The organism is Ruegeria sp. CF1 (assembly GCF_056537445.1).
The window spans coordinates 120,102-142,104 of sequence record NZ_JBQFRN010000004.1; the positions used below are offsets into that span (position 1 = coordinate 120,102).

Genomic DNA, 22,003 nt, shown 5'->3' on the forward strand with positions numbered 1-22,003 from the left:
TTGTGATTTGCTCCAGCTAATCTGACTGCAGGCCCCCTGCTGGGCATCGCATTGATGCTGGACCGGGCTCAATTTGCGTGAATGACGTTCCGTCACTTAGCTGGACACGCTCATGGCCACTAAGCCATCCTCGGACCAAAGCCAAAGACCCGCATTGCGCCACAGGGAAGGAATAGACATGACCATGACTTTCGGATTGCGTGAGGAAAACCGCGCCCTGTTACAGCGGGTGAGGGATATGATTCACGACGAGGTCATGCCGCTTGAAGATGAGTATCAGGCAGAAATCAATAAAGGCGATCGTTGGAAATATACCGAGCGACAGGCCGAGATTCTCGAGGGGCTGAAAGCCAAGGCCAAGGCGGCGGGGCTTTGGAACTTCTGGCTGACAGACAGCGACAAAGGTTTTGGCCTCAGCACAGTTGAATACGCCTATTTCGCCGAGGAGATGGGCAAGACGCCCTTGGGGGCCGAAGTTTTCAACTGCTCCGCGCCCGATACAGGGAATATGGAGGTGTTTGAACGCTACGGGTCAGGCGCGATGAAAGAGCAGTGGCTGAAGCCTTTGCTCGACGGGCAGATTCGCTCGGCCTATCTGATGACCGAACCCGATGTGGCCTCATCAGATGCCACCAACATTTCGATGTCCTGCGTGCGGGACGGGGCCGAATATGTTCTGAACGGCGAGAAATGGTGGTCGTCTGGGGCGGGCGATCCGCGTTGCAAGGTCTATATCGTGATGGTCAAAACCGGCGGGGACGATCTGCCAAAGCACCAGCGCCAGTCGATGATCGTGGTCCCAGCAGATGCGCCGGGTATTGAGGTATTGCGCCCGATGGAGGTCTATGGCCACGACGATGCGCCCCATGGTCACATGCATATCCGCTTTACCGATGTCCGGGTCCCAGCCGAAAACATTCTACTGGGCGAAGGGCGCGGGTTCGAGATCGCGCAGGGGCGCTTGGGGCCGGGCCGTATTCACCATTGCATGCGCGCGATTGGTCAGGCCGAGTCTGCGCTGGAGCAGATGTGCAAGCGTTCGCTACAGCGCCAGGCGTTTGGGAAGAAACTGGCGCAGCTGGGGGCAAACTACGACATCATCGCCGAATGTCGGATGGAGATCGAAATGGCCCGTTTGCTGTGCCTCAAGGCCGCCTGGTACATGGATCAGGGCGATGCACGGGCAGCGGCCCCATGGATCAGCCAGATCAAGGTCGTTGCGCCCAAGGTTGCGCTTAAGGTGATCGATGAGGCTGTGCAGATGTTCGGCGCGCAGGGGATCAGTCAGGATACACCGTTAGCGAATGCATGGACCCATGTGCGTACGCTGCGCCTGGCGGATGGTCCTGACGCCGTGCATCGCCGTCAGGTCGCTCGCGCCGAGTTGAAGAAATACACGCAGGAAAAAGTCTGAGGCGACAGAACCACAATGACATCGGATGTGTTGGGGCAGGCGTATTTCCACCAAAATGCGCAGGGTGTGTTTGTCGGAAATGACCCCGCGCGCGGGCCTTGGTCAGCCGATCATTGCCATGCTGGGCCAGTCAGCGGACTGATCGTGCGGGCGGCAGAAACCGAAGTTGGCCCTGAGAAGATGTTGACCCGGTTGACCGTCGATCTGCTGCGTCCATTGCCTCTGGCTGGTTTGCGAGTCGCGGCAGAGACGACACGCCATACCAAGACGCTGGCGACCACACGGGTCACCGTACATGATCTGGACGATACGCTTTGCGCCACCGCCACAACCATGCATATGGTGCGCAAAGACCTTGGGGCCGTGCCTAATGTCGAACTGCCCGCGCCCAGGGTCGAAGATATGGTCGATGGCCCGTTTCCGATCGGTGAGATGCGCCATCAGTTGCCCGGTTTTGCCCATCACTCCCAGATCGGCTATCCCGCTGATGGCAAGCAAGGGGCAGGTCCGAAAACCGTCTGGATGCGCACACCTGCCTTGCTGGAAGGAGAGGACCCATCGCCGATCCAAGCGCTCTGCCCGCTTGCAGATTGCGGCAATGGCATATCGTGGAACGCGCCCACATCTGAGATGGGTTTCATGAATACCGACCTGACTGTGCAAGTCCACCGCGAGCCTGTCTCGGACTGGCTGGCCTCTGACTCGATCTCGCACTGGCAACCCTCGGGGATCGGTATGTCGCAGTCAGTTCTTTTTGATACACAGGGGCCAGTTGGGACGGCTTTGCAGACATTGGTCTTGTTCCCGCCGGAGTAAATGGCGGGATTCTGCAGCCTGGTGTTTAGTCGGATTGCCGATACCCGCTGCGCAGTCTATCTTTGCAACATGCGCTGGCTTGCCTTCTCCTTGACCTGCCTTCTGCCGACACCGGCACTGGCTCATCCCCATGTTTTTATCGACACGGGGCTAGAGTTCATGGTCGATGACGCAGGCAACCTGACCCATGTGCGTGTGACCTGGGCCTATGATGAGTTCTATTCATTGCTGGTTCTGGAAGACATGCGACTGGATCAGGATGCAGATGGCGTGCTGACCGAGGCCGAAGAGCAGTTTTTAAGCGGCTTCGACGCGCAGTGGGTCGAAGGTTACAATGGCGATCTGGTCATTCGCCTGGGCGAAACCGTGATCTCGCTATCCGGCCCGCTTGAACCGCAGGCCACGACCGAGGATGCCCGCATCGTGACCACACATCTGCGCGCGGTCGAAGGAGACCCTGTTCCGGCGGATGCGCTGTCGATCAAAGCCTTTGATGAGAGCTTTTATACCGCATACGAAGTGACCCGCCCGGTTCTGGTTTCGGGCCCCACGACCTGTGAGATCGAACGGAGCGATCCGGATATCGATAACGAACTGGCCCAGATGCAGGCTTTTTTGCTGACGCTGGATGCCGAGTATGACCTTGAAGAAAACGATATCCCTCTGGTCGGTGAGAAATTCGCAACCGAGATTCGGCTTTCATGTCCAAATACCTGATCGTTCCCGTTGCCATCGCCTGCGGGGTGCTGCTGTGGTTCTGGGGCAGCGGTGGTTTTGACCATCTGGCCGCTTGGGCTGCCGGAGAGCAACGCGAATTCCAGAACCAGATCGCCCGCGCCCTTCGCGCAGCACGCGCCGAGCAGCCCGAAGCTGTGGCAACGCTACTGACGGTCTGTTTTGCATATGGGTTTTTTCATGCCATCGGACCGGGCCATGGCAAGGTTCTGATCGGAGGATATGGGCTTGGCCGTCGTGTTGCGTTTTGGCGACTTTCTGCAATCAGTGTCCTGTCGAGCCTAGGGCAAGCAGTGACTGCGGTTGTGCTGGTTTATGCGGGCGCGCTGGTATTCCAGATGTCGCGCGAGTCGCTTGTCGGTACGACCGAACAGGTCATGGCACCGATCAGCTACGGCGCAATCGCCGCAATTGGCCTGTGGCTGATTTTCCGCGCCATCCGCAGTTTTGCCCGGCGTCACAAAAATCAGGCGTCTCAAACCCACGACCACCATCACCATGCGGATGATCATGACCATCATCATCACGACCACGAGGTTTGCGCTGACTGCGGCCACCGCCATGGCCCGACGGCCGATGAGGTCGCTCAGGTCGGCAGCTTTCGCGAGGCGTTGATCCTGATCGCTGGTATAGCCGCACGCCCCTGTACGGGCGCGTTGTTTGTGCTGATCCTGACATGGCAGATGGGTATCGCAATGGTCGGCATCGCAGGCGCATTCGCCATGGCTTTAGGCACCGCAACCGTCACCACTCTGGTCGGTTGGACATCTTTTGGGTTGCGCGGCGGGTTGCTGGCCTCAGCCTCGGCTACGCGCTTTGCATCGGTACTGGCCCCGACCATCGAACTGGTTGCGGGTCTTATCATCGCCGTGATTGCAAGCGGGCTGCTACTGCGGGCCTTGTAGACTTAGCCAAACACCGGTTCGGGATATCCTACCCGTGCCAGATACAATCCTTGCGGCGGGCAAACCGGCCCACAAGCCGCTCGGTCAACCGCCTCAAGCGCATCGCGAACGTCCTCGGGCGTCCAAGCTCCGGCCCCCACGCGCTCTAACGTGCCAACGAAGCTACGTACCTGATTGTGCAGGAACGATCGGGCGCGAACATGGAAGTGGATTTCGGCGCCAGAGAAGCCCTGAATCTGTTCCACACGCAACTCATCCAGTGTTTTGACCGGGCTGGCGGCCTGACAGATGGATGAACGGAAGGTGGTGAAATCATGCCGCCCGATCAGCATATCAGCCCCGGCCCGCATCGCTGCAACGTCCAGAGAATGATTGATCTGCCAGACCTGCCCCTTGTCATGGGTGGCGGGTGCACGGCGCATCAGGATACGGAACAGATATTGCCGTTCAAGCGCCGAGAACCGCGCATGCCAGTCATCATCCACCCGTGCGGCTTTCACGATGGCGACAGGCTGCGGCTTGAGATGATAATTCAACGCCTCAGACAGGCGAAATGGGTCCCATTCTTTGACCAGATCGCAATGCGCCACTTGTCCTAGCGCGTGAACCCCCGCGTCGGTACGACCGGCGGCGGCGATTGTGTGGTCTCCGGGTTCGATCCGCGAAAGCGCTAGTTCGATCGCGCCCTGAACCGAAGGCAGCTCCTTTTGCCGCTGCCATCCGGCAAACGGTTCCCCTTGGTATTCGACTTGCAGCGCGTATCTGGGCATGGGGCGCTGGTATCGCGCCTTGGTCGGACGGGCAAGGGGGCGAAAGCTCTGGCAAGTGCCGCAACCGCTACCTATCTTGGGCAAAACGATAATTGCGGGGCGACAGCTTGGTCATCTCATCATTGGCAGACAGTCTGGTGCGCGGCGTCGAATCCGTGGGCGACCGTGTGTCCGAGACATTCTTCGAACCGGTCATCCGGCTGGGCGTCACGGGATTGGCGCGGTCTGGTAAGACAGTGTTCATCACATCACTGGTCGCCAACCTGCTGGATCGGGGCCGCATGACCGGTCTTGTGGCGCAGCAAGAGGGGCGTGTCACCGCCAGCTATCTGCAGCCGCAACCCGACGACACCGTGCCCCGGTTCGATTTCGAATCCCATCTGTCCGCGCTGACCGGACCAGCGCCGCACTGGCCGGACAGCACGCGTGCTGTTTCCGAGTTACGCCTGTCCTACAAAGTCAAGCCCGCAGGTCTGCTTTCGGGATTGCAGGGCCCTCGAACATTGCATCTGGACATTGTGGACTATCCGGGTGAGTGGCTGCTGGATCTGGCCCTACTGGACAAATCCTATGAAGATTGGTCGCGGGACACGCTCGAACACATATCCAGTCGCCCACAAGCAGGGGCATTTCTGGCAAAGGTTCAGGCGACCGACCCAACCGCGCCACATGATGAGCCGCAGGCGCAGGACCTCGCCCGCAGCTTCACCGATTACCTGAATGCCGCGCGTGATGCCGGTTTCTATGACTGCACTCCCGGACGGTTTCTTCTGCCGGGCGATCTGGCCGGGTCTCCTGTGCTGACATTCGCGCCGCTCCCGGTGTCGGGGGCGTCAATTCGGCGTTCACTACACCGCGAGATGGAGCGGCGGTACGAGGCGTACAAATCGCGTGTGGTCAAACCTTTCTTTCGCGACCACTTTGCCCGGATCGACCGGCAGATCGTTCTGGTAGATGCGTTGGGGGCAATCCATAAAGGCCCGCAAGCGGTCGAGGATATGCGCCGCGCGATGGCCGATATCCTGTCGGCCTTCCGCCCCGGTCGCAACGCATGGCTCAACAGGCTGCTGCTTGGCAAGCGGGTCGAGCGTATCCTGTTTGCGGCCACCAAAGCGGACCATCTGCACCATCTGCAGCACCCGCGCCTGACCGCGATCATTGAGGCCCTGACCCGTGAGGCCCGCGACCGCGCCAGCTTTGCCGGGGCTGAAACTGCGGCCTTATCGTTGGCTTCACTTCGGACAACGACGGAAGAGATGCGCAGCCATAACGGCGTAGAACTGCCATGCGTGCGCGGCACTCTGCTAGATAGCGGTAAGCAGGCGGCCTTTTACCCCGGTGATTTGCCAGAGGACCCTGCCCATCTGCTGGGCCCCGCGCGCAATGGGGCCGAGCGATGGCTGGGCGAGGACTATGGCAATATGGCCTTTGCACCCGCACATTTGACCCTGAATCCCGGTGACGGTCCGCCACATATTCGGCTGGACCGGGCTGCGCAGTTTCTGATCGGAGACCGGCTGTGAACGTGATCCTTCGCCCCGCTCGCAGTACCGATGCCGGAACCATAGGCGCTATTCTGCACGGGTTCGCCCGCGAAAACGACTGGATGCCTGAACTGCATTCTGAGGCCGAGACCATTGCGTTTTGCGGCAGGATGATTGATCTCGGCTGGGTCACGGTGGCCGAAAAGCAGGGGCAGGTGGCCGGATTTCTGGCGTTGAATGGGGACGAAGTACAGTCGCTCTATCTGGCGACCTCGGCGCGCGGGCAGGGGATCGGGCAGCGATTGCTGGATCGTGCCAAAGCGCAGCGTCCCACGCTCAACTTGTATGCGTTTCAGGCCAATCCTTCCGCATGCCGGTTCTATGAGCGTAACGGCTTTGTCGAGGTCGCACGCGGCGATGGGTCCGAGAACGACGAAAACCTGCCCGACATCAGATATGTTTGGACGCGCGAGGAGTTGGTCGATGGCTAAAGGCCCCGTTTTGATTGATCTGGAAGACGATGCCTCGGCAGTTGATGTCTCGACCGCGCCTCCTGTTCCGGACATCGCGCCTCCGCAGGGGCAGGCGATGCAGGCAGCGGTACGGTTTGTAGCGCGGAAACCTTCGGTTTTGGCGCGTTGGTTCTGGGGGCTGGCATTAGCCGTTGTGGGGGCGGTGGTCTCGGTCGCCGCATGGGATTTTGCCATCTCTCTGCTGGAACGCGCACCAATTCTGGGTTGGATCGTCACCGGTCTGATCGCTGCGCTGTTGCTGGTCGTCCTGATCATTGCACTGCGCGAGTTGGCCGCAATCAGCCGTCTGTCTCGCGTCGACGGGCTGCGGCGCGCGGCGGACACAGCTTTATCAGACGAGGACTTGTCGCAAGCCCGCGCGGTAACCACGCGGCTGATTGCGTTCTATAAGGGACGCGACGAAACACGCTGGGGTCGCGACCGTTTGACCGAACGCATGGGAGAGCAATTCGATGCGGCAACCCTGCTGAGTTTGGCCGAAGACGAATTGCTGGCCCCGCTGGACGCTGCCGCCAGCCGCGAGGTCGAGGCCGCAGCCCGGCAGGTTGCCACCGTTACCGCTTTGGTTCCGCTCGCGCTGGCCGATGTCGCGACCGCGCTGGCAAGCTCATTGCGAATGATCCGACGCATTGCGGAAATCTATGGCGGTCGCGCCGGTTTCTTGGGCAGTTGGCGCCTAACCCGCGCGGTATTCGTGCATCTGATTGCAACTGGCGCGGTGGCAGTGGGGGATGATCTTCTGGAGCCGATTTTAGGCGGCTCGGTTCTCAGCAAATTGTCGCGCCGGTTCGGTGAGGGGCTGGTCAACGGCGCGCTCACCGCCCGCGTGGGTGTCGCTGCGATGGAGGTCTGTCGACCTTTGCCTTTCTCGAAACGCCACCAGCCCTCGACCCGTGGCATGATCAAACGCGCGCTCAGCGGGTTGTTCTCCAGGACTTGATCTGGCGCAAGGCCGTGCCTGAACCTGTCCTGCATAAACAGGACGGAGCCAGCCATGACCGAACACGGCCACAGCCAGCAAGAGATTTTCGAACGGATCAATGCGCCTCCGGGTCGTGGGGTTCTGCGCGATGTGGTTTATGGCGGCATCGATGGCTCAGTCACGACATTCGCGATCGTTGCCGGGGTGGCCGGGGCAGGTTTGTCGCCTTTTGTCATCGTGGCACTTGGGTTGGCCAACGTGCTGGCGGATGGTTTTTCGATGGCGGCGGGCAACTACTCGGGAACCAAGGCCGAGCTCGATAACATCCACCGTATTCGCGCTATCGAGGAACGGCATATCAAGTTGTATCCGGATGGCGAGCGAAAGGAGGTGCGCGAAATCCTCGCACAAAAAGGCCTTTCAGGCAGCGTTCTGGATGACGCGACGGCTGAAATCACTTCGAATCACGACAATTGGGTCGACCTGATGATCGAGGGCGAATACGGGCTGGGCAGCGTCGACCCGCATCCCCTCAAAGCCGCGATGGCGACGTTCTTTGCCTTTCTGATCGCGGGGATGATTCCGTTGTTGCCGTTCCTCTTATCCGTTGCAAATGCGTTCACGGTATCAGCCTGGATGACTGCGGGCGTATTCTTTGCCATTGGCGCGATGAAAAGCCGGTGGTCGCTTGCCCCCTGGTGGCGATCAGGCGGAGAAACCCTGCTGATCGGGGGTGCGGCGGCAGCTATCGCCTTCTGGGTTGGCTCGTTGTTTCACCCCTGAATGGTGCTGTTGTTGCGGACGGGGTGATCAGGCTGATCCTCAGAATCTGATCCGCTAGGGTGTTGTAAACCAATGCGAGGCAATTCGTGGCAACGGATCGTCCTGAAAAAACTGTTTTGGTGCTGGGCGCTTATGGCTTCATCGGTGCTGCGGTCGTTCGGTCGCTGCATGCGGATGGCGCCTGTGTGAAGGGGCTTGTGCGCAGCCAGAAGACGGCTGAGAGGGTCCTTCCGGATATTGCGCTGATCTCGGGGGATCTACGTGATTTCAAGTCGGCGGCGGATTGACGGGGCTATCGCGGGCAGCCGAGATACTCTCGCGCAATGGTTGGCCCGTTGGGATTGCCAACGCGAGCGTGGTGTTTTGGTCGATGATCAATATCGCGCTGGGGCTGGCAATCTTGTGGCTTCCGTGGGCCGCACGCGCTTGCCTCGCGCAGGCTGCAATCGCCGCTTTCTATCTGATCGCCGCCACGTTGACGGTGCCTGAACTGTGGCTCGACCCTTTGGGGCCGTTGGTCAAGATAGCGCCGGCTTTGATGCTATCACTGATCGCGCGACCCATGTTGGAGAGCCGCTGATGAACCCGGACCTGATCCTGCGTTGGCTTCACGTGATCGGAGCATGCGTTCTATTGGGCACTTGCGCAGGGATCGCCTTTTTCATGCTGATGGCGCACCGCACGGCAGATGCACGGGTGATTGCTCATACGGCGGGAATCGTGGTGCTGGCCGACACAGTTATTACGGCCACCTCAGTCATTTTCCAGCTGATCACCGGCGTGTTGCTGGCCTGGCAACTGGGCTGGTTGCTGTCGGAGGGTCGGATCGCGATATCACTGCTGCTTTACGTACTGACCGGCCTGTTCTGGCTGCCGGTGGTTTGGATTCAGGTGCGTCTGAGGGATTATGCAAGGCAGGCTGATCGGGATGGTACCTCCTTGCCAAGCAGTTACGACAAACTGTTCCGCAGATGGTTCGCTTGCGGTATTTCGGCCTTTGCCGCAGTGCTGGCGATCCCTTGCCTGATGCGGGCACGCCCTCACATCCTGCTTTTATAGGCCGATTACCTGTGCAGCAGGCGGTATCCATGCGCATTTCCAGACTATAAACCAGCCTGTCTGCACGGTACGTTTGGCGCATCGCATCCCGGAGGTTTCGGTTGGAATCCTTGCTTGTCCTCGTTGGTCTGATCGTTCTGGCCATTCCTGTTTCGATCATCGCTTTGCTGATTGGTCAATCGCGGTTGCGTAAGCGCGTCGATCAGCTTGAGCGGCAATTGGCCAGGCAAATACCGGAAAGCAGCGCCGAAACCTCCAAGACATCAAGGCCGGAGCCGAAGACGACGCAAACCAAGCATGATCCCTGGGCCGCGGCGAAAACCTCGTCTACCACTGACGAAAGCCCATCGGATGCGCCGCAGGCCGTTGAGGCCGCCGATCCTCCTGCCACCATCGTTTTTCGTGAGGAAAAGATCGCCGCGCTGGGCGCGTGGTTGCGTGAGAACTGGTTCTATGCGGTTTCGGCGCTGTCACTGGCCTTGGCCGGGATATTTCTGGTGCAATACGGGGTTGAGAACGGGCTGTTGCCACCCGCCGCGCGGGTCGCCGCAGCCCTGATCTTTGGCCTTCTGCTGATTGGGTCAGGTGAAGTGATCCGCCGCCGCTTTGGCGATGACGAGGACGCGTCGACCGCTTATTTACCATCGGTCTTCTCGGGCGCAGGTCTGGTGACCCTGTTCGGAGGGGTTCTGGCCGCGCGCCAGCTTTATGATCTGATCGGCCCCGAGGCCGCTCTGGCCGGTCTCGTTATCATCGCTCTGTTTGCGTTGGTCTTGGGATGGTTCCACGGGCCGCTGCTCGCCGCCGTAGGCCTAATCGGAGCCTTTGCCGCGCCCTTTATGGTTGGAGGCGCATCGGACGATCCCAGTTGGCTTTATGGTTATTTCTTTATCATCGCCATTTTGGGCTTGGGTATCGATACCGTCAGGCGTTGGGCATGGATTTCTATTCTGACGCTAGTGGGTGCATACGGGGCGGCGTTTTTGCTGGTGCTGTCTTCCCCCTCCACGGAACCGGGGTATCTGACCTGTGTGACAGCACTGGCGCTGATTGCGATGGCGATACCCGTGCGCAGTATCTGGCCCGACCACACCGGCCCGATGATTGCCGAGGTCATCCGGCGACGGAAAGGGGATCCATGGCCCGAGTTTCCAACCCGAATTGCCTTTGGTGCGGTTCTCACCAGTTCCATCATCCTGTCGCTGCATTGGTCGGATTCAAGCTGTGAGTTTTGGCTGGGCGTTGCACTGTTTACCGCTTTGATACTGGCGCTGATCCTTTGGACAAAAGCTGCGCGTGCGTTGCAGGATGTGACGGTGCTGCCTGCGTTGGGTCTGATCTGGTTTGTTCTGCTGCACGGGTTGGACGGTGGCTCCGTGTGGCGCGGCTTTGCCGACACATACGTGGAAACGGCCGAGGCCGATTATCCTTGGGTAGTCACGCTATTGGTTGCCCTCGGGGCCTTGATCAGCGTGCTCGCTGCGTGGCGGTCCTTCCACGCCGGGCGCTACGCTGTGGTCTGGGCCGGGGGTGCAGCCCTATATGCTCCGACGCTGGCGATCGCGCTTGAAGTCGGTTGGCAGCCTGCAAACGTGATCGGAGCTTATGCGTGGGCCTTACACGCAATCGCAATAGGCGCGATGATGGTGGTTTTGGCCGAACGGTTTGCGCGGGCCGATGGTGAGAAACGGATGCGGCCTGCCCTGGCAACTCTGTCTGCGCTATCGTGCCTTAGCTTTGCTTGCATCATCGTACTCAGCTCTGCCGCTTTGACGGTAGCACTTGTCGCCATGATTGTTGTGGCCGCGGCGCTGGACCGGCGATTTGTTCTGGCTCCGATGAGTTGGTTCATTTGGGCGGGTGTGTTCACGGTGACCGTACGGCTTGTGCTCGACCCGGGGCTCGATTGGGCCGAAACCGCGCCGTTGATCGAAATGACCTTGGTCTATGCGGTAGCGGTTGCCGGGTTCATCATGGGGTGGGCGTTGCTAAGGTCCTTGGACCGCCCGATTGCCTCATTGCTGCTTGAAAGCGCGGCCTGGGCAACGGCGGGAATACTGCTATCGCTCTTGTTGCTGCGCTGGCTGGAAAGCTTCGGAGAAGGCGGCGCTACAGACAGCCACTGGGGGCTGGGGCTGCTGGCGGTGATCTGGCTGCTGCTGGCTTTTGCACAAATACAGCGGTTCGAGCTTGGCGGTAAGTTGAACTACGCGCGTTACGCGCTCGCGGCGTTCTTTGCGGCACACGGCATGATGCGTCTGGTTCAGGCTTTGTCTGAGGCTAACCCGTTGCTCGACCCATTTGCCGATCCCGTGCTCGGCCCGCCGGTGCTGAACACGTTGGCGGTGGCCTATCTGTTGCCTGCGCTGGCCATCGGCTTCTCGGCTTGGCGCGTCGTGACGCAGCCCGTGCTACTGAAGCAAATCAGTTATGGGGTCGCAGGTGCCCTGATCGCTTTTTGGCTGGGGCTTACAATCCGTCATGTCTGGCAGGGGGCGGGTGGCATGTATGAAGGCAACGGCGTCACCCAGCCCGAGCTTTATTCATACACCATCACCTTGTTGGTGGTCGGCGCAGGGTTGTTCTATCAGTCGCTGGCCCGCCGGTCCGATTTGATGCGCAAGGCCGGTTTGGCCGTGATTGGCCTCGCGGTGGCCAAGGTGTTTCTGATCGATATTGCCGGATTGGGCGGGCTGATCCGGGTGTTTTCGCTGTTGGCGCTGGGTCTGGCGCTGGCGGGTCTCGCATGGCTCAATCGCTGGGCCAAGCTGCGCCATTCGTCGCAAGACCCGGAACCTCTGGACCATTGAGAGCAGGCGTCCTATAAGCGCGGCCATGTTTGACCGGCTGGCCATCATTATTCGAATTATATCCCCGGCGCTCTGATATCGCGAGACGCCGGGCAAAGGTGCTTGAGTTATCGCACTGACCGCTTCGATCCATACACGACCAGAACATCCTGAGGACGCCCCAAATGTGCGCCGAAACACCTGACTACAAAGACACGCTGAACCTGCCGAAAACCGAATTCCCCATGCGTGCAGGCCTGCCCAAGCGCGAACCCGCATGGCTCGACCGCTGGGAAAAGATCGGCGTCTATGACCGCCTTCGCGAGAAAGAGGGCCGCAAGCCTTTTACCCTGCATGACGGCCCTCCTTACGCGAACGGCCACCTGCATATCGGCCACGCACTGAACAAGACCATCAAGGACATGATCGTTCGGTCCCATCAGATGATGGGCTACGATTCACGCTATGTACCTGGCTGGGACTGCCACGGTCTGCCCATCGAATGGAAGATCGAGGAACAGTATCGCAAGAAGGGCAAGAACAAGGACGAGGTGAACATCGTCGACTTCCGTCAGGAATGCCGCAAGTTCGCCGAAGGCTGGATCGACATCCAACGTGAAGAGTTCAAGCGTCTGGGTATCACCGGCAACTGGCCCGATCCCTACATCACGATGGACTATCACGCCGAGGCCGTGATCGCGGATGAGTTCATGAAGTTCCTGATGAATGGGACGCTTTATCAAGGCTCGAAACCCGTGATGTGGTCGCCCATCGAGAAGACGGCTCTGGCCGAGGCCGAGGTCGAGTATCACGACAAGGAAAGCTTCACCATCTGGGTGAAGTTCAAGGTTGTGAACACCGGCGATGTGACGCTGGACAACGCTTATGTGGTGATCTGGACGACGACCCCATGGACGATGCCTTCGAATAAGGCCGTGGTCTATGGCGAGGATATCTCCTACGGTCTCTACGAAGTCATCGGCCGCCCCGAGGAGTGCTGGGCGCGGATCGGTGAACGCTATCTACTGGCTGATGACCGTGCGGCGGATGTGTTTGCCCGCGCGCGTCTGGACGATACGATGTACCGCCGCCTGTGTGATGTCACGCAGGAGGATCTTGCCAAGATCCAACTGGCACACCCGCTGGCCGGGGCCGAAGGTGGCAATGGCGAATGGGACGACATCCGCGATTTCCGCGCCGCTGAGTTTGTGACCGACACCGAAGGCACTGGCTTTGTCCACTGCGCGCCGTCGCACGGGATGGAGGAATTCGAGCTTTACCGTGATCTGGGGATGTTGGAACAGGTCATCACTTACAACGTGATGGATGATGGCAGCTTCCGCGCCGATCTACCGTTCTTTGGCGGTAAATACATCCTGTCCCGTAAGGGCGGTGAAGGCGATGCGAACAAGGCCGTCATCGACAAGTTGGCCGAGGTTGGCGGGCTGCTGGCGCGTGGCAAAATCAAGCACAGCTATCCGCATTCGTGGCGCTCGAAGGCGCCGATCATCTACCGGAACACGCCGCAGTGGTTTGCCTCGGTCGACCGCAAGCTGGAGGACGGCATGGGCGAGATGGGCGATTCCATCCGTGAACGTGCCCTGCGCTCGATTGATGAACTGGTGAAATGGACGCCGCAGACCGGCCGCAACCGTCTGTATTCCATGATCGAAGCACGCCCGGACTGGGTCCTGTCGCGCCAACGCGCCTGGGGAGTGCCGCTGACCTGCTTCACCAAGAAGGGGGCATTGCCGACCGACGCGGACTACCTGCTGCGCAATGACGAACTCAATGCCCGCATCAAAGCCGCGTTTGAGAAGGATGGCGCAGACGTCTGGTACACGGTCGGGTTCAAGGAGAAGATCCTCGACGGTATCGCGAACCCCGACGACTACGATCAGGTGTTCGACGTGCTGGATGTGTGGTTCGACTCTGGCTCGACCCATGCCTTTGTGCTGCGTGATCGTGAGGACGGGACCGCGGACGGTATCGCTGACGTCTATATGGAAGGCACCGACCAGCACCGCGGGTGGTTCCATTCGTCGATGCTGCAGGCTTGCGGCACCAAGGGGCGTGCACCATACCGCAACGTAGTGACCCACGGATTTACGCTGGATTCCAAGGGCAACAAGATGTCCAAATCGCTGGGCAACACCATCGTGCCGGAAGAGGTCGTTAAACAATACGGCGCCGATATCCTGCGCTTGTGGGTGGCTCAGACCGACTACACCGCCGACCAGCGGATCGGACCGGAGATCCTGAAAGGGACAGCCGACAGCTATCGCCGCCTGCGCAATACCATGCGGTTCATGCTGGGCTCGCTGGCGGACTTCACCGAAGCGGATCGGGTTGCGCCTGAAGATATGCCGCGCCTGGAGCGCTGGGTGTTAAGCCGACTGGCCGATCTGGATGAGCAGGTGCGCAAAGGTTATGCAGCATTTGACTTCCAGGGTGTATTCAGCGCCGTATTCACATTCGCCACGGTTGACCTGTCATCGTTCTATTTCGATGTCCGTAAAGACGCGCTTTATTGCGACGGTGACAGCCTACGCCGCCGTGCCGCGCGGACTGTGCTAGATATCCTATTCCACCGTCTGACCACATGGCTGGCCCCAGTTCTGGTCTTCACCATGGAAGAGGTCTGGCTGGAACGGTTCCCGGCCGATGATAGTTCGGTCCATTTAATGGATTTCCCTGAAACGCCCGCTGATTGGCGCCATGAAGAACTGGAAGCCAGCATGGCCAAAGTCCGCCGCGTTCGCCGCGCCGTGACCGCTGCGCTGGAAATTCAACGTCAGGACAAGGTGATCGGATCCAGCCTTGAGGCCGCACCGATCGTGCATGTCGAAGATCAGGAAACCCGCGATCTGCTTGCGACCTTCGACGTGGATGACATGTGCATCACTTCTGGTCTGGCCGTCACAGGCGATCCGGCTCCGGCCGAGGCGTTCCGTGTGCCGGAAATCGAGGGCGTAGCTGTAGTGTTCGAAAAAGCCCAAGGCGACAAATGCCAGCGCTGCTGGAAAATCCTTCCTGATGTTGGGCTGCACGCCCATCCGGGCGTATGCGGGCGCTGCAACGAGGCGCTGAGCTGACATTCGAACGGAGCGCGAGAGAGAGATCGCTGATGCGAGGCTCTGCCTCGCGCTCCGAGGTATTTTTGGCCAGATGAAGAGGCGGATCGTCAGGATTCGGGTTGCAGGTGTGGTGAAACATCTGCAACCGTTCTCTTATGCCGATGATCGCCGTAGAAACTCAGTTTGGTTGCCTTGGTGTCGAAGAGACCAGCGGCGCCATCACGCGTCTTGTCTGGAATGGCCGTGACGAAGGTCTGGCCACCCCGGTTCTGCGAGAAGCGGCGGCGCAGTTGCGTGCCTATGACGAAGGGCGTTTGCAGCAGTTCGAACTGCCCTACCGGATCAAGGGATCGGAATTTCAGCGTCAGGTGTGCGATGCAATGTATGCTATCCCATTTGGTGATACGCGCACCTATGGCGAGTTGGCTAACGACCTTGGCTACTCGGCGCAGGCGGTTGGGCGCGGATGCGGGGGAAATCCCATCCCAATAATTATTCCTTGTCACCGGGTTCTGGGTGCTGATGGGAAGATGGTTGGGTTTTCAGGTCACGGCGGTGTTGAGACCAAAGTGGCTCTGCTGCGTCACGAAGGTGCTGCCAGCCTGTTGATCTGATCGGTACTTATCTGTTGCAATCGGAGCGGCACGGCCCCAACCTATATCGAATAGTGAATTTGAAGGACCGAATTGAATGACCGGCCAGATAGACCCCGCCGCACGTAAGAAAGCCATCATCGATCATCTGATGTCTTTGGAAGAACAGGAACTGGCAACCGCACAGGCACATTATGATGCCTTCCTTAAGGACTCACAGTTGGATGACCGAGAAGGGCATGACAAGGACGACATCGCTGCCTCGCGCGAGAATGCAGATCTGGCGGCCGCCTTTGATGCGCCTGTTCATGCGCATCACGCCAAGATTGACGTGATCGAGAACACCGATTTTGGCCTCACGGATACGGTGCAGCCCGGCGCCGTAATCAAGTTCAACAATCGCCGCTTCGTCGTATGTGTCTCAACGACTCGGTTTGAGGTGGACGGCAAAACCTACATGGGCATTTCGACCCAAAGCCCGATCTATCTGGCTATGGTTGGCCTGCAAGAGGGTGACGTGTTCACCCATAACGGGACAGAGTTTGAGGTTCAGGAAGTCTTGTAATCCCGGGCCTTGCGCGGCGGAATGATCTGCTGCGCAATACCGGCCGAGACCAAATACAAGCTGGTGATCACCAGCCCCCAATGGGCCCAGCTTTCGGGGTGAAAGTCGACCCAGGCGGCCCAGCCTGCAAAAAATGTCCACGCAAAAGCCATAGGCAATGACAGGGTGCGCCAACGCTCGGTCCGGACTGGGTGAATGAATTTCAGCGGCAGGAACATTGCGACAGCCAGCAAGGTGACCAGCAGCAGGATGACCCAGAAGTTGGGCTCCAGGGCGAAGATCGCAATGACGAACATGTTCCAGCAACCTGGAAAGCCAGAGAAGGAATTATCCTTGGTTTTCATACGTGTATCCGCAAAGTACATCGCACTTGCAAAGGTGATGACGATGATTGCGAACCAGCCGGTCCAACCGTCCATCAGACCCGATTTGAACAGGGCAAAGGCAGGGATGAAAACATAGGTCAAATAGTCGATGATCAGGTCCAGCAAGACTCCGTCAAACTCGGGTGCGTTCTTCTTAACGTGATAGTGCCGCGCCAGCGGGCCATCGATGCCATCGACGATGAACGAGACAACGAGCCAGAGATACATCAGGCTCCATTTCTCTTCGACTGCGGCCAACATGGCGAGCATTGCGAAAACGGCACCTGTGGCGGTGAAGAGATGAACGGAAAGCGCTTTGAATCTGAGTGTCATGGTGGTGTCATGACGGAAGCAAGGCGCAGATGCAAAGCAAAAAGGGTCTTTGCTTCAGGCTTTTGGGTGCGTGCGGTTATAGACTTCCATCAACCGGGCCGTGTCGACTGCGGTATAGGTCTGTGTGGTGGAAAGCGAGGCGTGGCCCAAAAGCTCTTGTATCGCGCGCAGGTCACCACCCGCAGACAGCAGATGGGTAGCAAAGCTGTGGCGCATCGCGTGTGGGGTGGCCGTCGCGGGCAGGCCAAGTTGCATCCGTGCCTTGGCGACCACAGCCTGAATGATTCCGGGGTTGAGCGGGCCGCCCCTGACACCTCGGAATAACGCCTTATCGGGGGATTGCGGGTGTGGGCAGAGGTGAAGATAGCGATCCACCGAAGCCCGAGCGCCAGGCAAGACCGGTACGATTCTTTCCTTATCGCCCTTACCCGATATGCGCAGCGTTTCTGGCAGAGGAGCGTCCACACCGGTCAAAGACAACGCCTCGGAAATCCGCAACCCGCACCCGTAGAGGAGCGTCACAACTGCAACATCCCGTGCAGCGACCCAGTCCGATGAGGATTGTAGCTTGACCGTGTCGATCATTGCGCGCGCGGCATCTTCGGCCAGAGGTCGGGGCAGTTTCTTGGTAAATTTGGGCGCTCGGGTGGACAGCACCGCAGTAGGTTCGAACCCTTCGCGTTCGGCCAACCAGCGATAGAAGGTTTTGACGGCAGAAAGCTTGCGCGCCAGAGATCGCGCGCCGACATCAGAATTGCGCTGCTCTGCCATCCAGGCCCGCATGTCAGAAACGCTGATGCGTTCCAGCGCGGCCAGCCCTTGGCGCTCGCTGTGATGCAAGGTCATGAAGGACAGGAATTCTGTCACGTCGCCGCGATAGGCGTTGAGCGTATTTTCAGACCGCCCCGCCAGCGCCCCCAGACTGTCCAGCCAATGCTGCAGTGCATCGCGGCAGGCTGGGGAAATCAGGCTCACGACAGCCAGTGGCGCATAGAGCGTTCGAACACGCCGGCAAAGAAGGCAAGAAGATCAGTGCCAAGCTGAGGTGAGAAATGCCTCGGGTCGCGCGCGCCCATGACAATCATGCCGGGTAGGCGGCCAGTGCCAAGATCGAGTTTCAGGCAGGCCTCGGATCGTAGCTGATCGGCTTGTTTACCGTAAACTTGCGGATTGGGATGGCGGATTTCGCGCAAGGTAACCTCGCGCGGCTGACCGTTGCGGTCAGCAGTCAGATAGCTATCGATAAAGCCGGGCTCAGCCACAGTCAGCACGCCGCCGAGCTGGTTCACCACCGGATCATCACGTACGACGGTTGTTTCGAGGACCAGAGTGATGTGATCGACTCGCAGGATTTCGGCCACGTCATTGCCTAGCGCGCGCAGGAAATCCTCGAACACGGTGGGCTCCAACAGGCGAAGAATGGCGCGATGCACCTGATTTGTGCCCGCCAAGTTCTCATACGCCGCTGCGATGACTGAGCGATGAGTGTCCTCAAGGCGGTCAAGACGCGCCTCAAGCCGCTGCATGGCGATACCGCGCAGGTCGATAACGTTGTCACCACGCGCCTGCTCATTTGCAGCCACCAAGGCCTGCATCAGGTCTTTGTCATCCAGCACGGCGTCAGGCTCAGCCAGAATTGCGGCGCGGAGATTGTCCTTGAGTTTAGGATCGCTGCTCATGTCCCGTCCGGTCGTTTTTTTTGTTTGGCGGGCTTATAACATGGGTTGCTGGATTTGGCTTGGGAAAAATGCACGCGAAAGGCGAATTTCGTCGCTGCTGTGGCGGGCGCTCCCGCCTGCCCGGCGCTGATCAATGATCAGCTTTTGCCGTTGGGCCGGGCGCGGTGCCTGATGGCACCGCGCGGCAATGCTTGGGATCAGAGGATTTTCTGACCTGTCTTGGCCCAGTCGGCCAGGAAAGTTTCAAGGCCTTTGTCGGTCAGCGGGTGGTCGGCCAGTTTTTTGATCACGCCCGGAGGTGCTGTAATCACGTCAGCCCCGATGCGGGCACTGTCGGTCACGTGGTTTACGGTGCGGATCGAGGCGGCGAGGATTTCGGTCTCGATCCCGTAATTGTCATAAACTTGGCGAATATCTGCGATCAGGTCCATGCCATCGAGGTTGATATCATCCAGACGTCCGATGAACGGCGAGATGAAGGTTGCGCCCGCCTTGGCGGCCAGAATGGCCTGATTGGTCGAGAAGCACAGGGTCACGTTGACCATCTGGCCTTCGTCGGTCAGTGTTTTACAGGTTTTCAAACCGGCCCATGTCAGCGGCACTTTGACTGCGATGTTGGGCGCGATCTTGGCCAGCTTACGGCCTTCGGCGATCATGTCGTCGGCCTCGGTGGCGACAACTTCGGCCGAGACGGGGCCGTCGACCAGATCACAGATCTCTTTGGTGACTTCCAGAATGTCGCGGCCCGATTTCAGGATCAGCGAGGGGTTAGTGGTTACGCCGTCCACCATGCCCAGATCGTTCAGTTCGGCGATGGCGTCGATTTCGGCGGTGTCTACGAAGAATTTCATGAGGGCAGTCCTTTGATGGGTTGGCCTTGGTCGCGGATGGCTTTACCTCAAAGAGACCCATGCTGGAACCCCCTGCGAAGGATATGCCGTGAGCGCTAACGGATTTTTCGACGAAGGAGAGCTGGTTGCGGTGCTGACCACGCAGCCGCTGGACCGGACGTTGGATTACAAAGCGCCCGAGGGCGGGTGCTTTCTTGGGGCGTTTGTCGAGGTGCCCTTGGGCCCGCGCAAAGTCTTGGGTGTGGTTTGGGGGCCGGGGCAGGGTGGTTTTGATCTGGCCAAGGCGCGGTCGGTGAACCGGGTGCTTGAGGTCGCGCCGATGCGTGAAGAAATGCGGGTGTTTCTGGGGAAAGTGGCTGACTACACCCTGACGCCGATGCCTGCGATGCTGCGGCTAGCAACGCGCGCGCCGGGGTTGGGCGATCCGCCCTCAATGCGCAAGGTTTATCGTTTGGGCGGTGGTCAACCGGACCGAATGACCGACGCACGAATGCGGGTACTTGAAGTTTTGCGAGACTATGGCGGCTTGGCCTTTACGCTGAAGGAACTGGCCGAGCAAGCGGGGGTCACATCTTCGGTCATTAAGGGGTTGGTCAAACAGAACGCTGTGCGTGAAGAGGACAGCCCGCGTGATCTTCCCTATCCTCATCTTGATCCAGAATTGCCGGGAAAGGACCTGACCGAAGATCAGGCGGAGGCCGTGATGCGGCTTCAGACCGGGCAACGGACGGGAGATTATGGAACGACTCTTCTGAAAGGGGTGACGGGCTCGGGCAAGACCGAGGTTTATCTTGAGGCGGTCGCCGAGGCCCTGCGCTTGGGGCGGCAAGCACTGGTCTTGCTGCCCGAGATCGCGCTGACGGCTGAATTTCTGACCCGTGTCGAGGCGCGATTTGGTGCGCGTCCGGCGGAATGGCATTCGGGCGCGACCATGACTGAACGTCGCCGGGTTTGGCGGATGGTCGGTCAGGGTGATGCGCAACTGGTCGTTGGGGCCCGGTCAGCACTGTTTCTTCCATTTCGCGATCTTGGTCTCGTAGTTGTCGATGAAGAACACGACACCTCGTACAAACAAGAAGATGGGGTGCATTATAGTGCGCGGGATATGGCCGTTCTGCGTTCGGCCATCTGCGGAGCGCGGGTGATTCTGGCCAGCGCGACGCCTTCACTGGAAAGCTGGGCCAATGCCGAGGCGGGTAAATACGAACGGCTGGACCTGACCTCGCGTTTTGGTGCAGCAGTCCTGCCCGAAATGAAGCCGATCGACATGCGCGCCGAGCAGATGCAGGCCGGGACTTGGATTTCCCCCTCGCTGCGGCAGTCGGTGCAACAGCGTATCGAACGCGAAGAGCAGTCACTGCTGTTCATCAACCGCCGTGGCTATGCGCCCGTGACACTATGCCGGGCGTGCGGGGAGCAGATTGCCTGCGATCATTGCGACGCGCGAATGGTTGAACATCGGTTCCTCAAGCGTCTGATGTGCCATCAATGTGGTGAGACCAAGCCAATGCCAGAGGCCTGCCCATCCTGCGGGGTCGAGGGTAAACTGGCACCGGTCGGACCCGGGATTGAACGGCTGGCAGAAGAAGCCGAGGCGGCGTTCCCTGAAGCCAAAATCGCTATGCTCAGCTCTGATCTGTTTGGTTCGGCTCGTGCCCTGAAGGCCAAGATCGAAGAGATTGCCGAAGGCGATGCGGATATCGTTATCGGGACGCAACTCGTGGCCAAAGGACATAATTTTCCAAAGCTGACGCTGGTTGGGGTGATCGATGCGGACCTTAGCCTGCATGGTGCTGACCTGCGCGCGGCGGAACGAACTTTTCAATTGATGCGGCAGGTAGCGGGCCGGGCAGGTCGTGCGGAAAAACCGGGGCAGGCGTTGTTGCAGACATTCCAGCCGGAACATCCGGTGATCCGGGCGACTCTATCGGGCGATGAAGAAGGGTTCTGGAAGGCTGAAGCCGCCGGGCGTCAGGCCGCCGGGGTGCCGCCTTATGGTCGAATGGCCGGGATTGTCCTGTCTGGCCCCGAGGTCGGGCCGGTCTTCGACATCGGCAACGCCATGGCGCGCAACGATGCGCCGTTGCGCGATGTTGGTGCTCAGGTATTTGGCCCTGCTCCAGCCCCGATCGCGCGCATACGCGGGCGTCACCGCGTCCGGCTGTTAGTCAAAGCCCCGAAAGGTGCGCCTATTCAGGACGCCATAGCCCGCTGGATCGCCCCGTTGAAGTTGAAAGGCGATATCCGCCTGACCGTGGATATCGATCCGCAAAGCTTCTACTGACCCCTGCATCAGTGCAGAGCCGCTGTGCGCCGGCCGCTTTCCCCTC

21 protein-coding genes are annotated in these 22,003 nt (G+C 59.4%); 16 read left to right on the top strand and 5 right to left on the bottom strand.

Features of this window, described 5'->3' with window-relative positions; genetic code table 11:
* Nucleotides 1-178: 178 nt before the first annotated feature.
* From ACRZ96_RS09740 to ACRZ96_RS09755, 4 genes are all read left to right on the top strand, one after another.
* On the top strand, nucleotides 179-1,414 hold the full coding sequence (locus ACRZ96_RS09740) for an acyl-CoA dehydrogenase family protein (RefSeq protein WP_480814446.1): 1,236 nt from the start codon (nucleotides 179-181) through the stop codon (nucleotides 1,412-1,414).
* 15 nt (nucleotides 1,415-1,429) lie between these two features.
* Nucleotides 1,430-2,230, top strand: a complete 801-nt coding sequence (locus ACRZ96_RS09745; protein WP_170424351.1) for a thioesterase family protein — start codon at nucleotides 1,430-1,432, stop codon at nucleotides 2,228-2,230.
* Between the two features lie 69 nt (nucleotides 2,231-2,299).
* A complete protein-coding gene (locus ACRZ96_RS09750) occupies nucleotides 2,300-2,947 on the top strand; it encodes a DUF1007 family protein (protein ID WP_480814447.1) in 648 nt (215 codons plus the stop codon).
* Entirely contained in the window at nucleotides 2,932-3,870 is a 939-nt protein-coding gene (locus ACRZ96_RS09755; protein ID WP_480814448.1) for a nickel/cobalt transporter, read from the top strand. The genes ACRZ96_RS09750 and ACRZ96_RS09755 overlap by 16 nt, the downstream gene beginning before the upstream one ends.
* Before the next feature lie 2 nt (nucleotides 3,871-3,872).
* Here ACRZ96_RS09755 and truA read toward each other — a convergent pair whose 3' ends face one another.
* Entirely contained in the window at nucleotides 3,873-4,640 is a 768-nt protein-coding gene (gene truA, locus ACRZ96_RS09760) for a tRNA pseudouridine(38-40) synthase TruA (RefSeq protein WP_480814449.1), read from the bottom strand.
* Nucleotides 4,641-4,747: 107 nt separating this feature from the next.
* Here truA and ACRZ96_RS09765 point away from each other — a divergent pair, with 107 nt between their 5' ends.
* The 11 genes from ACRZ96_RS09765 to ACRZ96_RS09815 all read left to right on the top strand — a co-directional run bounded on the left by ACRZ96_RS09765 (nucleotide 4,748) and on the right by ACRZ96_RS09815 (nucleotide 16,445).
* A complete protein-coding gene (locus tag ACRZ96_RS09765) occupies nucleotides 4,748-6,163 on the top strand; it encodes a YcjX family GTP-binding protein (protein ID WP_480791105.1) in 1,416 nt (471 codons plus the stop codon).
* The gene (locus ACRZ96_RS09770; RefSeq protein ID WP_480754500.1) at nucleotides 6,160-6,615 is read left to right on the top strand and encodes an N-acetyltransferase family protein; all 456 of its coding nucleotides are present in this window, start codon (nucleotides 6,160-6,162) and stop codon (nucleotides 6,613-6,615) included. The genes ACRZ96_RS09765 and ACRZ96_RS09770 overlap by 4 nt, the downstream gene beginning before the upstream one ends.
* Nucleotides 6,608-7,597 (top strand): YcjF family protein, encoded by a 990-nt coding sequence (locus ACRZ96_RS09775; RefSeq protein WP_480771639.1) that lies wholly within the window; start codon nucleotides 6,608-6,610, stop codon nucleotides 7,595-7,597. Before ACRZ96_RS09770 ends, ACRZ96_RS09775 begins: the two co-directional genes overlap by 8 nt.
* A gap of 54 nt (nucleotides 7,598-7,651) precedes the next feature.
* Entirely contained in the window at nucleotides 7,652-8,362 is a 711-nt protein-coding gene (locus ACRZ96_RS09780) for a VIT1/CCC1 transporter family protein (protein ID WP_170404431.1), read from the top strand.
* Between the two features lie 86 nt (nucleotides 8,363-8,448).
* Nucleotides 8,449-8,649, top strand: a complete 201-nt coding sequence (locus ACRZ96_RS09785; RefSeq protein ID WP_170397433.1) for an NAD-dependent epimerase/dehydratase family protein — start codon at nucleotides 8,449-8,451, stop codon at nucleotides 8,647-8,649.
* A complete protein-coding gene (locus ACRZ96_RS09790; RefSeq protein ID WP_480503830.1) occupies nucleotides 8,646-8,942 on the top strand; it encodes a DoxX-like family protein in 297 nt (98 codons plus the stop codon). The genes ACRZ96_RS09785 and ACRZ96_RS09790 overlap by 4 nt, the downstream gene beginning before the upstream one ends.
* Complete coding sequence (locus tag ACRZ96_RS09795; protein WP_170397431.1) at nucleotides 8,942-9,421, top strand: DUF2269 domain-containing protein; 480 nt, start codon at nucleotides 8,942-8,944, stop codon at nucleotides 9,419-9,421. Before ACRZ96_RS09790 ends, ACRZ96_RS09795 begins: the two co-directional genes overlap by 1 nt.
* Before the next feature lie 101 nt (nucleotides 9,422-9,522).
* Nucleotides 9,523-12,231 (top strand): DUF2339 domain-containing protein, encoded by a 2,709-nt coding sequence (locus ACRZ96_RS09800; protein ID WP_480814450.1) that lies wholly within the window; start codon nucleotides 9,523-9,525, stop codon nucleotides 12,229-12,231.
* Nucleotides 12,232-12,395: 164 nt separating this feature from the next.
* Entirely contained in the window at nucleotides 12,396-15,305 is a 2,910-nt protein-coding gene (gene ileS / locus ACRZ96_RS09805) for an isoleucine--tRNA ligase (protein WP_480771636.1), read from the top strand.
* 137 nt (nucleotides 15,306-15,442) lie between these two features.
* A complete protein-coding gene (locus ACRZ96_RS09810) occupies nucleotides 15,443-15,901 on the top strand; it encodes a methylated-DNA--[protein]-cysteine S-methyltransferase (RefSeq protein ID WP_170397424.1) in 459 nt (152 codons plus the stop codon).
* A 76-nt stretch (nucleotides 15,902-15,977) separates the two neighbouring features.
* On the top strand, nucleotides 15,978-16,445 hold the full coding sequence (locus tag ACRZ96_RS09815; RefSeq protein ID WP_170733273.1) for a hypothetical protein: 468 nt from the start codon (nucleotides 15,978-15,980) through the stop codon (nucleotides 16,443-16,445).
* Here ACRZ96_RS09815 and ACRZ96_RS09820 read toward each other — a convergent pair.
* The 4 genes from ACRZ96_RS09820 to fsa all read right to left on the bottom strand — a co-directional run bounded on the left by ACRZ96_RS09820 (nucleotide 16,430) and on the right by fsa (nucleotide 19,673).
* On the bottom strand, nucleotides 16,430-17,143 hold the full coding sequence (locus ACRZ96_RS09820; RefSeq protein WP_480705595.1) for a CDP-alcohol phosphatidyltransferase family protein: 714 nt from the start codon (nucleotides 17,141-17,143) through the stop codon (nucleotides 16,430-16,432). The genes ACRZ96_RS09815 and ACRZ96_RS09820 overlap by 16 nt on opposite strands.
* A gap of 54 nt (nucleotides 17,144-17,197) precedes the next feature.
* Nucleotides 17,198-18,118, bottom strand: coding sequence for a tyrosine recombinase XerC (locus ACRZ96_RS09825; RefSeq protein ID WP_480705594.1), 921 nt, complete (start codon nucleotides 18,116-18,118; stop codon nucleotides 17,198-17,200).
* The gene (locus ACRZ96_RS09830; RefSeq protein ID WP_170397417.1) at nucleotides 18,115-18,822 is read right to left on the bottom strand and encodes a DUF484 family protein; all 708 of its coding nucleotides are present in this window, start codon (nucleotides 18,820-18,822) and stop codon (nucleotides 18,115-18,117) included. The genes ACRZ96_RS09825 and ACRZ96_RS09830 overlap by 4 nt, the downstream gene beginning before the upstream one ends.
* 197 nt (nucleotides 18,823-19,019) lie before the next feature.
* Nucleotides 19,020-19,673: a fructose-6-phosphate aldolase gene (fsa, locus tag ACRZ96_RS09835; RefSeq protein ID WP_480612735.1), complete on the bottom strand. Its 654-nt coding sequence runs from the start codon at nucleotides 19,671-19,673 to the stop codon at nucleotides 19,020-19,022.
* 88 nt (nucleotides 19,674-19,761) lie between these two features.
* On the opposite strand from fsa, the gene ACRZ96_RS09840 reads away from it, so the two are divergent.
* A complete protein-coding gene (locus tag ACRZ96_RS09840) occupies nucleotides 19,762-21,957 on the top strand; it encodes a primosomal protein N' (protein WP_480814451.1) in 2,196 nt (731 codons plus the stop codon).
* The last annotated feature ends 46 nt before the right edge of the window (nucleotides 21,958-22,003 follow it).

Bases quoted from the DNA above. Each gene is read 5' to 3' on its own strand.
- ACRZ96_RS09745 (WP_170424351.1), top strand. From the start codon at position 1,430: ATGACATCGGATGTGTTGGGGCAGGCGTATTTCCACCAAAATGCGCAG.
- ACRZ96_RS09755 (WP_480814448.1), top strand. From the start codon at position 2,932: ATGTCCAAATACCTGATCGTTCCCGTTGCCATCGCCTGCGGGGTGCTG.
- ACRZ96_RS09830 (WP_170397417.1), bottom strand. From the start codon at position 18,822: ATGAGCAGCGATCCTAAACTCAAGGACAATCTCCGCGCCGCAATTCTG.
- ACRZ96_RS09815 (WP_170733273.1), top strand. From the start codon at position 15,978: ATGACCGGCCAGATAGACCCCGCCGCACGTAAGAAAGCCATCATCGAT.
- ACRZ96_RS09780 (WP_170404431.1), top strand. From the start codon at position 7,652: ATGACCGAACACGGCCACAGCCAGCAAGAGATTTTCGAACGGATCAAT.
- ACRZ96_RS09820 (WP_480705595.1), bottom strand. From the start codon at position 17,143: ATGACACTCAGATTCAAAGCGCTTTCCGTTCATCTCTTCACCGCCACA.
- fsa (WP_480612735.1), bottom strand. From the start codon at position 19,673: ATGAAATTCTTCGTAGACACCGCCGAAATCGACGCCATCGCCGAACTG.
- ACRZ96_RS09810 (WP_170397424.1), top strand. From the start codon at position 15,443: ATGCCGATGATCGCCGTAGAAACTCAGTTTGGTTGCCTTGGTGTCGAA.
- ACRZ96_RS09740 (WP_480814446.1), top strand. From the start codon at position 179: ATGACCATGACTTTCGGATTGCGTGAGGAAAACCGCGCCCTGTTACAG.
- truA (WP_480814449.1), bottom strand. From the start codon at position 4,640: ATGCCCAGATACGCGCTGCAAGTCGAATACCAAGGGGAACCGTTTGCC.
- ACRZ96_RS09775 (WP_480771639.1), top strand. From the start codon at position 6,608: ATGGCTAAAGGCCCCGTTTTGATTGATCTGGAAGACGATGCCTCGGCA.
- ACRZ96_RS09795 (WP_170397431.1), top strand. From the start codon at position 8,942: ATGAACCCGGACCTGATCCTGCGTTGGCTTCACGTGATCGGAGCATGC.
- ACRZ96_RS09750 (WP_480814447.1), top strand. From the start codon at position 2,300: ATGCGCTGGCTTGCCTTCTCCTTGACCTGCCTTCTGCCGACACCGGCA.
- ileS (WP_480771636.1), top strand. From the start codon at position 12,396: ATGTGCGCCGAAACACCTGACTACAAAGACACGCTGAACCTGCCGAAA.